The 13922-nt window shown below is 60.0% G+C and carries 13 protein-coding genes; 5 read left to right on the top strand and 8 right to left on the bottom strand.

The genetic code is table 11. The features are described from left to right. Positions 1 to 2 precede the first annotated feature (2 nt). The gene (locus IGS75_RS11015) at positions 3 to 782 is read left to right on the top strand and encodes a MerR family transcriptional regulator (protein WP_202256843.1); all 780 of its coding nucleotides are present in this window, start codon (positions 3 to 5) and stop codon (positions 780 to 782) included. On the opposite strand, the gene IGS75_RS11010 is transcribed toward IGS75_RS11015, so the two are convergent. The 3 genes from IGS75_RS11010 to IGS75_RS11000 are packed head-to-tail and all read right to left on the bottom strand — an operon-like array spanning position 745 to position 4261. Further along, positions 745 to 1167, bottom strand: a complete 423-nt coding sequence (locus tag IGS75_RS11010) for a hypothetical protein (RefSeq protein WP_141350061.1) — start codon at positions 1165 to 1167, stop codon at positions 745 to 747. The two genes, IGS75_RS11015 and IGS75_RS11010, sit on opposite strands and share 38 nt — an antisense overlap. Beyond that, positions 1164 to 2306, bottom strand: a complete 1143-nt coding sequence (locus IGS75_RS11005) for a DegT/DnrJ/EryC1/StrS family aminotransferase (RefSeq protein ID WP_141350059.1) — start codon at positions 2304 to 2306, stop codon at positions 1164 to 1166. Before IGS75_RS11005 ends, IGS75_RS11010 begins: the two co-directional genes overlap by 4 nt. Then, the gene (locus tag IGS75_RS11000) at positions 2303 to 4261 is read right to left on the bottom strand and encodes a polysaccharide biosynthesis protein (protein WP_202258505.1); all 1959 of its coding nucleotides are present in this window, start codon (positions 4259 to 4261) and stop codon (positions 2303 to 2305) included. The genes IGS75_RS11005 and IGS75_RS11000 overlap by 4 nt, the downstream gene beginning before the upstream one ends. A gap of 87 nt (positions 4262 to 4348) precedes the next feature. Between IGS75_RS11000 and IGS75_RS10995 the strand changes: the two genes are divergently transcribed. Then, positions 4349 to 5320, top strand: coding sequence for a glycosyltransferase family 4 protein (locus IGS75_RS10995; protein ID WP_202256842.1), 972 nt, complete (start codon positions 4349 to 4351; stop codon positions 5318 to 5320). A gap of 14 nt (positions 5321 to 5334) precedes the next feature. Here IGS75_RS10995 and IGS75_RS10990 read toward each other — a convergent pair whose 3' ends face one another. After that, on the bottom strand, positions 5335 to 5736 hold the full coding sequence (locus IGS75_RS10990) for a MarR family transcriptional regulator (RefSeq protein ID WP_024717011.1): 402 nt from the start codon (positions 5734 to 5736) through the stop codon (positions 5335 to 5337). A 303-nt stretch (positions 5737 to 6039) separates the two neighbouring features. Then, positions 6040 to 7431: a M17 family metallopeptidase gene (locus IGS75_RS10985; protein ID WP_141350053.1), complete on the bottom strand. Its 1392-nt coding sequence runs from the start codon at positions 7429 to 7431 to the stop codon at positions 6040 to 6042. A gap of 98 nt (positions 7432 to 7529) precedes the next feature. Between IGS75_RS10985 and IGS75_RS10980 the strand changes: the two genes are divergently transcribed. From IGS75_RS10980 to fdxA, 3 genes are all read left to right on the top strand, one after another. After that, positions 7530 to 10088, top strand: coding sequence for a helicase-related protein (locus IGS75_RS10980; protein WP_202258502.1), 2559 nt, complete (start codon positions 7530 to 7532; stop codon positions 10086 to 10088). Then, on the top strand, positions 10085 to 10363 hold the full coding sequence (locus IGS75_RS10975; RefSeq protein ID WP_141350049.1) for an RNA-binding S4 domain-containing protein: 279 nt from the start codon (positions 10085 to 10087) through the stop codon (positions 10361 to 10363). Before IGS75_RS10980 ends, IGS75_RS10975 begins: the two co-directional genes overlap by 4 nt. Before the next feature lie 92 nt (positions 10364 to 10455). Next, positions 10456 to 10788, top strand: coding sequence for a ferredoxin FdxA (gene fdxA, locus IGS75_RS10970; RefSeq protein WP_202256841.1), 333 nt, complete (start codon positions 10456 to 10458; stop codon positions 10786 to 10788). A gap of 174 nt (positions 10789 to 10962) precedes the next feature. Here the strand turns inward: fdxA and cyoD are convergent, their stop codons facing one another. The 3 genes from cyoD to cyoB are packed head-to-tail and all read right to left on the bottom strand — an operon-like array spanning position 10963 to position 13915. After that, the gene (cyoD, locus tag IGS75_RS10965) at positions 10963 to 11292 is read right to left on the bottom strand and encodes a cytochrome o ubiquinol oxidase subunit IV (RefSeq protein ID WP_141350045.1); all 330 of its coding nucleotides are present in this window, start codon (positions 11290 to 11292) and stop codon (positions 10963 to 10965) included. Beyond that, positions 11292 to 11909 carry a cytochrome o ubiquinol oxidase subunit III gene (gene cyoC / locus IGS75_RS10960; RefSeq protein WP_141350043.1) on the bottom strand — a complete coding sequence of 206 codons (618 nt, stop codon included), beginning with the start codon at positions 11907 to 11909 and terminating at the stop codon, positions 11292 to 11294. Before cyoC ends, cyoD begins: the two co-directional genes overlap by 1 nt. Before the next feature lie 17 nt (positions 11910 to 11926). Then, entirely contained in the window at positions 11927 to 13915 is a 1989-nt protein-coding gene (gene cyoB, locus IGS75_RS10955) for a cytochrome o ubiquinol oxidase subunit I (protein ID WP_141350041.1), read from the bottom strand. Positions 13916 to 13922: the final 7 nt, after the last annotated feature.

Here is a 13922-nt window from a genome sequence, read left to right as displayed (position 1 = left end):
TGATGATGAACAAACGAACCCTGACAATCGGCGAACTGGCTACCATAGCCGGCGTCACGCCCCGCGCCCTCCGGCACTTCGAGGCAGCCGGGTTGCTACGCCCGTGTCGCGCGGACAATGGCCGTCGCGTCTATAGGGCCGCCGATGTCGGGACTCTGACGCATATCCTGCTCCTGAAAAGAGCTGGCTACACCCTGAGGGAAATCGCCTCCCTTTCGCACGGGCCGCTCAACGCAAAACGACTTCTGCAGGCCCAGCTCTCTGTCCTTGAAACACGTCGCGCAGACCTTGATGCCGTTATCGCTCAGATCAAGGCTGCCTGTGTGCTGATGTCAGAAGACACTGTGCCAGACCTGAAGTCCTTCTGCGCCCTTATCAGTAAAGGACAGGATCACATGACACATAACGCCATGAAAGACGTATTGCGCCACTATTTCACACCCGAAGAACAACAGCGCTGGCAGGAGATGGCCAACAGCCATTTCCCTCCGACGGACCGCACAGCCTACGCGGAACAGTGGGAAAAACTGATCGCCCAGTGCGAAGACGCCCTAAGCCGGAATGTCTCTCCCCAGAGTTCCGAGGCGGCCGAACTGCTAACGGCCTGGAAAACCCTTCAGCAACCGCTTCAAAACGCGACAGGCCCCGAACTGTGGCGCAAGGCAAACCAGATGTATCTGGAGCGTAGCAACTGGGAGACCGCCGAGCGAAAGCTGCCCTTCAGCCCGGACGTTCAGAACTTCATTATTGCGGCTGCGCGCCATCAGGCTGCAACGCCATGAGCTGCGCATCCGGAAAAGCATTCATCCGGAAAGGACCCCCCTTCGCCAGCTGAATCCCGACGATATCGTCCTGCTTCTTGTATTTCCAGATGGAAATGATGACGGGCTGCCCCTGTGCCCCGGCCATCTCAAGGACGACCTTCGGAGCAAGATCTGTCTTTTCCCCCGAAGGGCCCCAGGCGGTTTCATGCGACTGGAGCCACAGATTGACCTTCTGGACTTCTTCGGCGGTCAGTTCACGGCTGACGGGTGCGCTCAGTTGCCCGACAGTCACTTTCGGAAATTTCCAGGCATGCAGCAGCGGCCAGGTCACGAACCAGATAATGCCCACCGGAATGAGAACAAGCGCCGCAAAAACCAGCAGAAGTTTCTGTTCACGTCTCACGCCTGTTCTCCTGCCCAACGATTGAGGGCTGCAATGATGTAGCTGACGTCATCGTCCGTCAGTTCGGGATGAATGGGAAGAGCCAGAACCCGCGCACCAAGCCCCTCGGCCACCGGTAGCACGGCACCATCGTGATGCGGCGCATAGGCCGGCTGACGGTGAAGCGGCTTGGGATAATAAATGGCCGTCGGAACACCAGCCTCCTTCAGAAACGCCTGAAGCAAATCCCGCTTGGCTGCATCGGGCAACAGGATCGTATAAATCGCCCAGGCGCTCTCGCTGTCAGCAACGCGTACGGGTGGGATAATGCCTTCCGGCATGGCAGCATCATAGGCCGCAGCAATCTCATCCCGACGCTTCAGCTCGTCCCCGAACACATCGAGCTTTGCCAGCAGCACCGCAGCCTGCAGCGTATCCAGCCGCCCGTTGATGCCGATCCGCTCGACTTCGTAGCGCGTGCGACCTTCCCCATGCGTGCGCAGGGAATGATACAGCGCCGCCAGATCATCATCGTCCGTCAGGATCGCACCACCATCCCCATAACCGCCCAAAGGCTTGGAGGGGAAGAAGGACAACGTGGTTGCCTTCGCCTCATGTCCCAGACGACGACCATGATAGGTCGCACCAAAAGACTGTGCACAGTCGGCCACCAGTGTCAGATCTTCCTGCGCGGTCCAGGCCTTCAGCTCGTCCCAAGGCGCAGGCTGACCAAACAGATCCACCCCGATCACCACCCGCGGTTCCAGATCCCCGGCCTGGCGCACGACCTCAAGCCGCTCCTTCAGGGATTCAAGACTGATCTGGAAAGTCTGCGGGTCCACATCCACAAAAACCGGCGTTCCACCCAGCAGCAGAACAACTTCCGCCGTCGCCGTATAGGTAAAGGCGGGCAGAAAAACCGCATCTCCCGGACCGATCTCCTCGCCCATCAGCACCATGAGCAGCGCATCCGTTCCGGACGACACACCGATCGCATATTTCGCGCCCCCGAACTCCGCAAGGCGCTGCTCCAGTTCCTGCACCTCAGGGCCAAGCACGAAGCGGCAATGCGCCATAACGGCGTCCACACGCTTCTGGATACTGCCACCAAGGCGCGCCTGCTGTGCGGGAAGGTCGAGAAAAGCAATCTGCCGTGTCATGGCGCTATCATCTCCGGATCGGGATGGGACATCGCAATCGGCATTCCGCCGTCGCGGTTATGAAGGAATTCAGGGACCAGCCTGTACAGGATGCTCATGATGGCGCCCAGATCACTCGCGTGACAGGCCGCCTCCAACTCATCCATCGCGGCTGCCGCCACCTTGAAATCGACAGTGCGCGGAGACGCCATCCGCAGGCCCGGCGCATCGGTCGGAACCGGCGCCTCACGCCCGTGAAACAGTTCCTCGAACAGCTTTTCGCCCGGTCGAAGGCCGGTGAAACGGATCTCGATATCGCTCTCGGGACGCAGACCTGCAAGGCGAATCATCTGGAACGCCAGATCCATTATCCGCACCGGATCGCCCATATCGAGCACAAAAATGCCGCCCTGCTTCAGGCGCTGATCGGTCGCATCGTTCTCCGAACGCTCATGCGTGCCACGGACTGCCGCCTGTAACACAAGCCCAACCGCCTCGGGCACCGTCATGAAGTAGCGCGTCATATCCGGATGCGTGACCGTCAACGGCCCACCATGCTCAAGCTGGCGACGGAACAACGGCACGACCGACCCCGTAGAACCCAGCACATTGCCGAACCGCACAGTCACGCAGCGCATACCGCCCTGCCCGGCCCGCGCACGCATGTCGAGCGCCTGCCCGTATACTTCCGCACAACGCTTGCTGGCCCCCATCAGACTGGACGGATTGACCGCCTTGTCCGTGGAAATCATCACCATCGCCTGCGCACCCGCACGCTCAGCCTCATCCGCCACGATCCGCGTGCCGATCACGTTCGTCAGCACACCCTCAACCGGATTATCCTCGACAATTGGCACGTGCTTGAGCGCAGCCGCATGAAAAACAAGCTGCGGCCGGTATGTCCCGAACACTTCAGCCATCCGACTCCGGTCACGCACATCCGCGATGATCTGCTGGCGCTTCACATCGCCAAAGCGTTCCGAAATATCCAGATTGATCTGCCACAGCGCATATTCGCTGCTCTCGATCAGCAACAGCATGGCCGGCTTGAAAGACGCAATCTGCCGAGCCAGTTCGGAGCCGATACTTCCGCCGGCCCCTGTCACTGCAATAACGCGCCCACAAATCAGGCGCGCCATCCCCTGCGAATCGAGCGCCACAGGCGGACGATTCAACAGATCCTCAATCGCGATCGGACGAAGCTCCACCCGGTCCGCAGGCTGCAACGCCGTGAGCGACGGTGTGCGTTGCACATCGATATCATACGCCCGCGCCGCCTCGAGGATCTGGGACAGTTCCCGGCCCTTGATCTCTCCTGCTGTAATGACCAGCGCATCCGGCAGTTTCCCTGAAGAGAACAGCCGCTCCAGAATGACGGGCGTTTCGCTGATCGTTCCCAGAATCGGACAATCATGAATACGCCGCCCGGCCTGCTGCGCGCCCCCCGTCAGAAGCCCCACAACGCGGCGGTTGTTCTCGCTGTCGCGCTCCATTGCCCGGATGAACAGATCAGCTTCATGGTCTGCTCCGAGCAGCAGGATGCGCTCACCATTCAGAGCCAGACTTCTACGCCGCGCCGCCAGACGCCACATCATGCGGATGGCCCCCAGAAACACGAGCAGGACCAGCGCATGAATGATGGGGAAAGTCGGCGTCGGCAGCGGATAACCCGCCACATGCAGCAGTTCCGCAAACAACAGCGCACTCAGCACCGACGCACAGGCGATATTGAACAGGTCCGCTACCCCCGAAAACCGCCAGTACTGCTGCGGGATACGGAACGGCAGCCCCCCCACCAGCAGCGTGATGCCGCCTCCGGCAATGAACCACAGCGGATGCAGCCACCCCCCCGCCGGATCAGCCAGCCATCGCGCCACGGGAGCGGCGGCGGCCGACACGACTCCATCCAGCACGACATTGAGCGCGATGCGCCGCGCCGGCGTCGAAGCGCGCGGGGACGGACCGGAAGGGGGCATTGAGGCCGGGGATATGGGCCCTGTAGGATGAACAGATGTCACGCGCCCCTTATAGCGCCAAAAGCCTCCCTCCCATAAAGTCGTCCCATGCCCTTTTCTTTCCAGAATCTGACCAACGGCGTTACGCTCTCCTGCATAGCCGCTGTCGTGCTGTGCAATCTCCTGATCCTGCTCATGATCCGCGCCGGCGTTCTGGACCATCCCGTCGCCCGAAGCTCCCACACACGTCCGACACCCAAAGGCGGCGGGATCGGCATCGTCGGCGCCTTCATCCTGTGCCTGCCTCCCGCCCTGTACGAGGCCCATGCGTCAATGCGTATCGTCCCCGCCATCACGGGACTGCTGGTCGGCATGATCCTGCTCGGCACAGTCTCATGGCTCGATGACGTCCGCCCTTTCCCCGCGCGCTACAAGCTCGCGGCTCAGTTCGTAGCGGCGATCGCTGCAGCTATCGGAACCGGCGCAACCCTGCCCGAAATGATCCCCTTCGTGCTGGCTGCCGTTTTCATCACGAACGCCCTCAATTTCATCGATGGCATCAATGGCCTGGCCTCGGGCGTCATGGCCATCTCGGCGCTGCTCCTCGCCAGCACAGGCCTCATTCCCGTCGCATTCGTCCTACTCGCCGTCTGCCTGCTGAGCTTCCTACCTTATAATTTTCCGAAAGCGCGGATCTTCATGGGCGATGTCGGCAGCCAGCCAATCGGCCTCGCCATCGCCTGGGGCGGCATGACCGGCTTCGGCACGGGCAGCGGCCTGCTCGTCATCGCTCTGCTTTCAGGCGTGCTGTGGGACGTAACGTTCACGCTGGCACGCCGGGCACGCGCCGGTGACAGGCTCGCGCAGGCCCATCGCGGCCACCTTTATCAGCTGGCCGTCCGTTCAGGACTGCCCGTCCCGCTCGTCACATGTCTTTACTGGGGGTTTGCCCTCTGGGGCGCTGCGGCTTTCGCCACAGGTCAGATCATCACGATAGTTCTGATGATCGCCCTGCCACAGCTTGCGTGGACAGGATATGTCTGCATGCGGGCCAAAACCCGCGTGCAGGACCGCTGGTAATCCAGCGGCTTAAATCAGCCGGCGCGACGGCTGCTCAAACGCTCGACAGAAGCCGAAGCGCGTTCAGTGCGAGTAGAGCGCGTGCCGGAAGCTTCCGCCATGACCGCGCGCATTTCACGCAGGAAGGTGGAACCCTTCAGCGTGCGCTGCACCAGCACCGAGCGACGATCCAGCGGATCGACCTTGCGGCGTGCCAGATCCAGCTCGCCCAGACGGTCGAGCGCACGGGTGATGGCAGGCTTGGACACCTTGAGTTCCAGCGCCAGGCCACGAACCGTGTGAGCCCCGTCCCGCAGATAGCAGGTCAGGAAGACGGCAAGCTGGCGAGCCGACAGATCGGGTCCGTCACGACGAACCATCGAAACGATGGTGTCGCACAGAAGGTTGAGCATCTGATCATTGGTAGCCTGAGGCATGATCTCTCTCCTAAGCAGTCCCTCCCTCATCTGTTGTCCGATCCCATAACAGGAGCCGACGGAATGAGGGTCGACGTGAAATTGTATCTGCCTCTCCATGTCCGGAGAGACCGTAGTCTCATTTACGTGGTGTTTCGAAACGCATACGCAAGCATACGGGTTCCAAAACAACCCAGTGGACAATGCCTCTGCATCGAAACGATGAAAGGGCGTATGCCTCATTAAAGCGCGTTTGACACCCTAATCTTTTAACACTCCGTTGCTCGGCCACACTGTTCGCCGAGTGAAACGCTTTATGGAAGCTCAGGAATTATTATGAATTCGTGACAAACTCTCCAGAATTGCCCGAAGACCAAGCACTTCTCCCCCCTCGGGGCGGCCCGGCCGGACACCGTCATTCCACGCATAAGTGTCGATATGCGCCCATTTTTGGCCGTCCGGAACGAATTTCTGAAGATAGAGTGCGGCTGTAATCGCCCCTGCCATCGGCTTTGAGGTCACATTTCCAAAGTCGGCTACTGTACTATCCAGCCATGCATCGTAACCATGCCAGAGTGGCATTCTCCACATTACATCAGCGGTCGATTTTCCCGATTCGAGAATGAATGATGCCAGTTCATCGTCATTACTGAACAGCGCGGGCACATCCGGACCGAGTGCCACACGCGCAGCACCCGTCAGGGTTGCAGCGTCCAGAATGGCATCCGGACGACTTTCAGAAGCCTCCGTTATGAGATCACACAACACTAGGCGCCCTTCCGCATCCGTATTGCCAATCTCGACCGTCTTGCCACTGCGCGTCCGCAGCACATCCCCAGGCCGCATGGCATGACCCGAGACGCTGTTCTCGACACAGCCCAGACGGAGCTCCAGATCCACATCCAGCTCAAGATCGATGGCAGCGCACATAACGGCCAGCATCAGCGCAGCCCCGCCCATGTCCTTCTTCATACGCAACATGCCTGCCGCGCCCTTGAGATCGTACCCTCCCGTATCGAAACACACGCCCTTGCCGATCAGAGAAATCCGCGGCGCACCCTCACGGGCCTTCCACCGCGCCACGACCACGACCGGCTTACGCTCCGATCCCTCGCCCACTTCCGCCAGACACGGATACGCACTCCGCAGATCACCCCCGTCCACAAGACTGACGCTCGCCCCGCGATGCACCAGCGCCGCACCGGCCATATCCGCCAGTTCCCTCGGCCCTAGCAGATTTGCGGGCATATTGATCAGATCCCGCCCGAACCAAAGTGCCTTCGACAGCGCAACGGGACGCTTCACCTCATCTGGCACGACCATCCGCGTCGTGACAGGCTTGTCCTCCCCAAGACTGAAACGATACGCCCCCATACAAAACCCGAGCAGCGCACTCTCCAAAGCGCCCTCGTCAAACCCATGGAGCACCGCCGTCCAGTCTCCATCCGGCAGAGCCGTCCCCAGCTTACCAAAAGCCACCGGATCATTGGCGCGTGCGGACGCCACACACAGGATCGCTGCCCCAACACCTCCGTCACCCGGCAGCAAGGTAAAAGCGCCGTCCTTTGCGGAAAATCCCTGCCCCTGAAGAAAGGCCGCATGCTCCCCCAGAAGGCGCGAGACGGTCGCACTATCCTCACAGGCCACCAGATGAACCAGACGGGCGGAAGCCGCGTCGGCGGACGTTACGAAGGGAAGCTGGGGATGCAGATTCATAAGACTTTCTTCCTCAAATACAGGTCCCGCCCGATAAAGATCATCGGGGAACGCTCCAGATGCTTGCTTTTGCCCCGCAGGCACCCGACCATTCAGACATGAAGGGTGCATTCCACGGAACCTCGTCCGGTCATCATACCATGCCAGCCAGCATCCGTGCTGCCCTTGGCCCCACCAATACCGGCAAGACCCATTATGCCTTAACGCGCATGATGGCCCACGCCTCCGGCATCATCGGCTTCCCCCTGCGCCTGCTGGCCCGGGAAAACTACGAGCGCCTGGTGAAGCTCAAAGGCGAACGCAGCGTCGCACTCATCACAGGCGAAGAGAAAATCGTACCCCCCGGAGCACGCTGGTTTTCCTGCACCGTCGAAGCCATGCCACTGGACCGCAAGGCCGAGTTCATCGCCATCGACGAAATCCAACTCGCCTCGGACCCGGACCGGGGCCACATCTTCACGGACCGCCTGCTTCACGCGCGCGGCACGGTCGAGACACTCTTCCTCGGTGCCGAAACCATCCGCCCACTGCTCCAGAAACTCGTCCCGGGCATCGAGATCGACATCCGCACCCGCCTCTCCAGCCTCGCCAGCACGGGACACACGAAGCTCTCCCGCCTGCCACCACGCTCCGCCATCGTCGCCTTCTCCATGAGCGAGGTGTACGCACTGGCCGAAGTCATCCGCAGACGCCGTGGCGGCTGTGCCGTCATCATGGGACAGCTCAGCCCCCGTACCCGCAACGCCCAGGTCGAACTCTATCAGAACCGCGAAGTCGATTATCTCGTCGCAACCGACGCCATCGGCATGGGTCTGAACATGGACGTCGATCACGTCGCCCTGGCCCAGCTCAGCAAATTCGACGGCACGGTCCCGCGCCCCCTGTTCCCGCAGGAAATCGCCCAGATCGCCGGACGTGCTGGACGCGGCATGAAAGACGGTACCTTCGGCACCACGGCCGACTGCCCGCCCATGTCCAGCGCCCTCGTCGAAGCCGTCGAACAGCACCGCTTCGACCCGATCCAACGCCTCTATTGGCGCAACCACGAACTCGACTTCAGCAATCCCGCCAACCTGCTCAAAAGCCTGACCCAGCCGCCCCCGCTGCGTGGCCTGACTGCAGGCCGCGTGGCCTCGGACGTCACGACACTCGAATCCCTGATGCTCGATCCGGACATCCGCGAGAGCGCCCGGGGCAAACGCGCTACCATGCTGCTCTGGGACGTCTGCCAGATCCCCGATTTCCGCAAACTCGGCGACGACAGCCACACCCGTCTCTGCGCGCGTCTTTATATGCATCTGCTCAAGGAAGGCTCCGTTCCCGCCAACTGGATGGAAGGCCATATCCGGGGCCTGGCCAAGACCGAAGGCGATATCGATACCCTCATGCACCGCCTCACCGGCGTGCGCGTCTGTTCCTATGTCGCGGCCCGCACCGAATGGAGCCGCCATTCCGCAATATGGCAGGAACGCGCCCGCGAGGTCGAAGACCAACTCTCCGACGCCCTGCACGAACGTCTCACAGCACGCTTTGTAGACCGCCGCGCCACAACACTCCTGCGCCGTCTCGACAATGACGGCGACCGCACCCTGCTTTCCGCAGTCAAACCGGACGGAGAAGTCCTCGTCGAAGGACACAGCATCGGCCGCATCCGTGGCTTCACACTGGAAACAGATGTCGCCTCCGGCCCCGAACGCCAGATGATTCTGCGCGCTGGTCGCAAAGCCCTCATCCACGAAATCCCGCGCCGCATCCGCATGCTTCAGGACGCACCCGACACATCCCTCAGGCTGGACAGCACGAACGGCGAAGTCTTCTGGGAAGACACACCCCTCGGCCGCCTCACCGCAGGCACATGCCTACTCCGCCCCGCCATCCTGCTTTTCCCGGCCGAGTTCACCGACACGGTCCAAAAAAACCATGTCGAAACCCGCCTGCTGAGCTTCGTGGCCAATCTGATCCAGGCAGACCTCAAAATCCTATACCGCAGTCAGATACTCGCCGAGCGCGAACCCCAGCTCCGCGCCATTTTGCACCGTCTGATGGAAGACGGCGGCATCACCGAAACGCTGCCCGAAGACCACGCACTCCCCCCCGCGCTCAGAAACCGGTTGCGCAAAGGCGGCGTCGAGGTCGGACGTTTCTCGATTTACTGCCCGCCCCTCTTCCGAAACCGTCCGCTCGCGCTTCTGGGCCTCCTGCACGCCCTGCACAGCAAAACCCCGCTCCGTACCACCGCACCCGGACGCGTCTCCCTCCCCTGGAGCGACATTCACGGGCAGTTCGGCTGGATCCGAACGGCCGACACCGGCCTGCGCCTCGACATCGCAGAACGCTGTATCGCGGACATGCATCACCTCGCACTCCGTCGCGATCACGCCGCCCCGACAAATCTGGCCTCCAGACTGGGCGTAAAAGCCGAGATGCTCCCTGCCGTTCTCAAGGGCCTCGGCATCGCGCACCAGCCGCCCGAGACACAGTCCGCCACCCATGCAGGCCCCCCCCGCCCACTTATGATCCTGAATGACCGCAAAACCCGGGCCGCCCGCAGACGCAGATCCGCCGCGCAACAGCCCCCTATCAAACGCCCGTCTCCGCCACGAACCGACAGCCCCTTCGCGGCACTCGCAGCCCTGAGGGAAAAAATCCGTCCATGAGCGAAGACTACCAGCGGCTGGACCAGTGGCTGTATTACGCCCGCGTCGCCAAAACGCGCCCGCTCTGCGCAGCCATAATCAGCAAGGGGCGCATCCGCATTAACCGGCAGCCCACCAGCAAGCCCCATGCCAAACTTCACATTGGCGACATATTGACTTTTCCGGCTGTTTCTGGCGGAGAAGTCCGCGTGTGGCGCGTCTTGGATCTTGGTGAACGCCGCGGTCCGGCAAAAGAAGCCGCACTTCTTTATGAAGCCATCACAGAAGACGGCTGACGATGCTTGCGTCTGAGGCCAAACCTTCGCATATCATCCCGCTCGGATGAAACCGGCCGGATGCCGGACCAGCAAGACGATCGGAGACGTCAATGACCTATGTGGTCACCGAAAACTGCATTAGTTGCAAGTTCACGGATTGCGTGGAGGTCTGCCCCGTAGACTGCTTCTACGCCGGTGAGAATTTCCTCGTCATCAATCCTGACGAATGCATCGACTGCGGCGTGTGTGAGCCGGAATGCCCGGCAGAGGCCATCTTCCCGGACAGCGACAACCGTGCCGCTCCGTGGATCGAGATCAACGCGAAATATTCAGCTCAGTGGCCGAACATGACCCGCAAGATCGACGCCATGCCGAACGCCGAAGAATGGAAAGACAAGCCCGGCAAGGCCGCCATGCTGTCCGAGGCGCCCCACAAGGACTGATCCCGCTTTTCTTGGGCTGCATCTTTCACCCGGTCTCTCTGGAGACCGGGTTTTTTTATGCCCGATCGACAGCAAAGCTCCTTTAGCGGGCTAAAGCACCAAGAAAACCAAGCATAAAAAAAGGGCTGACAGGATTTCTCCTGCCAGCCCTTCCCTCAGATTTCGAAAGAAACCTTAGCGGGACATCATGTTGATCGCAGTGTCATGCATGATGAAGATCGTACCACCGATAATGACAATCACCGATGCCGCAGCAAAGATGAAGCACATCAGGTTCCAGCTCTGCTCGCTGCTGGTGTTCATGTGAAGGAAGAACACCAGATGGACGACGATCTGCACAACGGCAAGAACCGTCAGTGCGGCCAGCGCCATCCCCGGAGACAGGGCGTGGGTCATGACGGCAGCAAAAGATGCCACCGTCAGGATCACGGCCAGAACGAAGCCGATCAGATAAGCCGAATAGGAGCCGTGGCTACCATCGTGGGCTGTATGTGCCTGAGCCATTACATCACTCCTGCGAGATAGACGAACGAGAAGACACAGATCCAGACGATGTCGAGGAAGTGCCAGAACAGGCTGAGGCAGGTCAGCTTGTTCATCATACGCTCGGACAGATCCTGCGGACCCATCATCTGCACCATCAGGACGAGCATCCAGATCAGACCGCAGGTGACGTGCAGACCATGCGTTCCAACCAGCGTGAAGAACGCGGAGAGGAATGCCGAACGGTCAGGACCGTTGCCTTCTGCAATCATGGAGCTGAACTCGTTCAGCTCGAGACCGACGAAGGATGCGCCCAGAACGAAAGTGACGGCCAGCCACAGAAGAACCATCGTCTTGTTCTTCGCCATCGCATTCAGCGAGGCGAAGCCGTACGTGATGGACGAGAACAGCAGAATAGCCGTCTCGATCCCCACATTCGTCAGATCGAAGAGCTCCTTACCCGACGGACCACCGGCAAACTGATTCCGGAGAACCGCAAAGGCAGCGAAGATCGACCCGAACAGGATGCAGTCCGTCATCAGGTAGAGCCAGAAGCCGAACACGTTGGGGGTCTCGTGGTGTTCCCCGTGATGATCGTCAGCGTGTGCCAGAGGCGACATTGTTGCTTCGTGAGCCATAAGTCTTATGCCCCCTCTTACTCTGCTGCCTGAGCCGCAGCGATACGACGAGAATAAACTTCCTCGTTGTGCTCGATTTCGCTTACCGGAACGTAATAGTCGACGTCACGATTGGCGCTGCGCAGGATCATGGTTGCAACGATACCGATCAGGGAAATGGCGGCAAGCCACCAGATGTACCAGATCGAAGCGAAGCCGAACAGGAACGCGAACAGACCGATAAAGACACCAGCGGAGGTGTTCTTCGGCATGTGGATCGGCGCCAGCGGCTTGCCGTGAGCCTTCAGACCCAGCTGCTTCTCGGTGTGGAACGTGTCGAGACCGTGAATGTCGGGAATGACCGCGAAGTTATAAGCCGGCGGCGGAGAAGAAATAGCCCACTCCAGCGTACGGCCGTTCCACGGATCACCCGTCAGATCAAGATTCTCAGGCAGGTTACGGTCGCGGATGGACACATAGAGCTGCGTCAGCTGGCAGGCGATACCGCAAGCGATAACGATCGCACCGGCTTCAGCAACCAGCATCCACGGATACCAGTCAGGATTGTCGTAGTGGTTCATACGACGCGTCATGCCCTCGAGGCCGAGGATATAGAGCGGAACGAAGGCCAGATAGAAGCCGATGAACCAGCACCAGAACGCGCGTTTGCCCCAGGCTTCGTTCAGTTTGAAGCCGAAAGCCTTCGGGAACCAGAAACCCATGCCTGCAATGTAGCCGAAGTACACACCGCCAATGATGACGTTGTGGAAGTGGGCAATCAGGAACAGGGAGTTATGCAGGATCCAGTCAGCGGCCGGCATGGCCATCATGACACCAGTCATACCACCGATGGAGAAGGTGATCATGAAACCGATCGTCCAGTACATCGGAGCCGTGAATTCCACGCGGCCCTTATACATCGTGAACAGCCAGTTGTAGATCTTCACACCCGTCGGGACGGCGATGATCATCGTCATGATACCGAAGAAGGTATTGACGTTAGCACCAGCACCCATGGTGAAGAAGTGATGCACCCACACGACAAAGGAGAGCACCATGATGGAGCACGTGGCGTACACCATCGTCTTGTAGCCGAAGAGCGGCTTCTGGGAGAACGTTGCAGTGACCTCGGAGAAAACACCGAATGCCGGAATGACAAGGATGTAAACTTCCGGATGGCCCCAGGTCCAAATCATGCTGAGGTAAAGCATGACGTTGCCGCCGGCATCGTTCGTGAAGAAGTGCATGCCGAGGTAACGGTCAAGGCTGAGCAGAGCCAGCGTCACCGTCAGAACCGGGAAGGACACCATGATCAGAACGGTCGTGCAGAACGCAGTCCAAGTGAAGACCGGCATCTGCATCCAGCCCATGCCAGGCGCACGCATCTTGACGATGGTCGTGAAGAAGTTCACGCCCGTCAGCAGCGTACCGACACCGGAGATCTGAACGGCCCAGATATAGTAGTCAACGCCGACACCCGGGCTGAACTGCATCTCGGACAGAGGCGGGTAAACCAGCCAGCCGCACTGAGCAAACTCACCGATGAACAGCGAGATGTTGATCAGCAGGGCTCCGACCAGCGTCATATAGAAGCTGAGCGAGTTCAGGAACGGGAACGCAACGTCGCGCGCACCGATCTGAAGGGGAACCACCAGGTTCATCAGGCCCGTCATGAACGCCATCGCCATGAAGAAGATCATGATGGTGCCGTGAGCGGAGAAGATCTGATCGTAGTGGTGCGGCGGAAGGTAACCCGGGTTACCCTTGTAAGCCAGAGCAAGCTGGGTACGCATCATGATAGCGTCCGCGAAACCGCGGAACAGCATGACGATCGCCAGAATGACGTACATTACGGCAAGACGCTTGTGGTCGACAGTCGTCAGCCATTCACGCCAGAGATAGCCCCATTTGCCATAATAGGTGACGGCACCCAGTACGGCGAGACCGATAACAGCAACACCAATGAATGTACCGACAAGAATCGGCACATCCAACGGTATGGCTGATAAGGAGAGTTTTCCGAGCATCTGTCGG

The sequence above is a fragment of the Gluconobacter sphaericus genome, from assembly GCF_016757795.1.
Classification (GTDB): domain Bacteria; phylum Pseudomonadota; class Alphaproteobacteria; order Acetobacterales; family Acetobacteraceae; genus Gluconobacter; species Gluconobacter sphaericus.
Note: the sequence above shows the minus strand (reverse complement) of the source record. Positions and strands in the feature narration are given on the sequence as shown.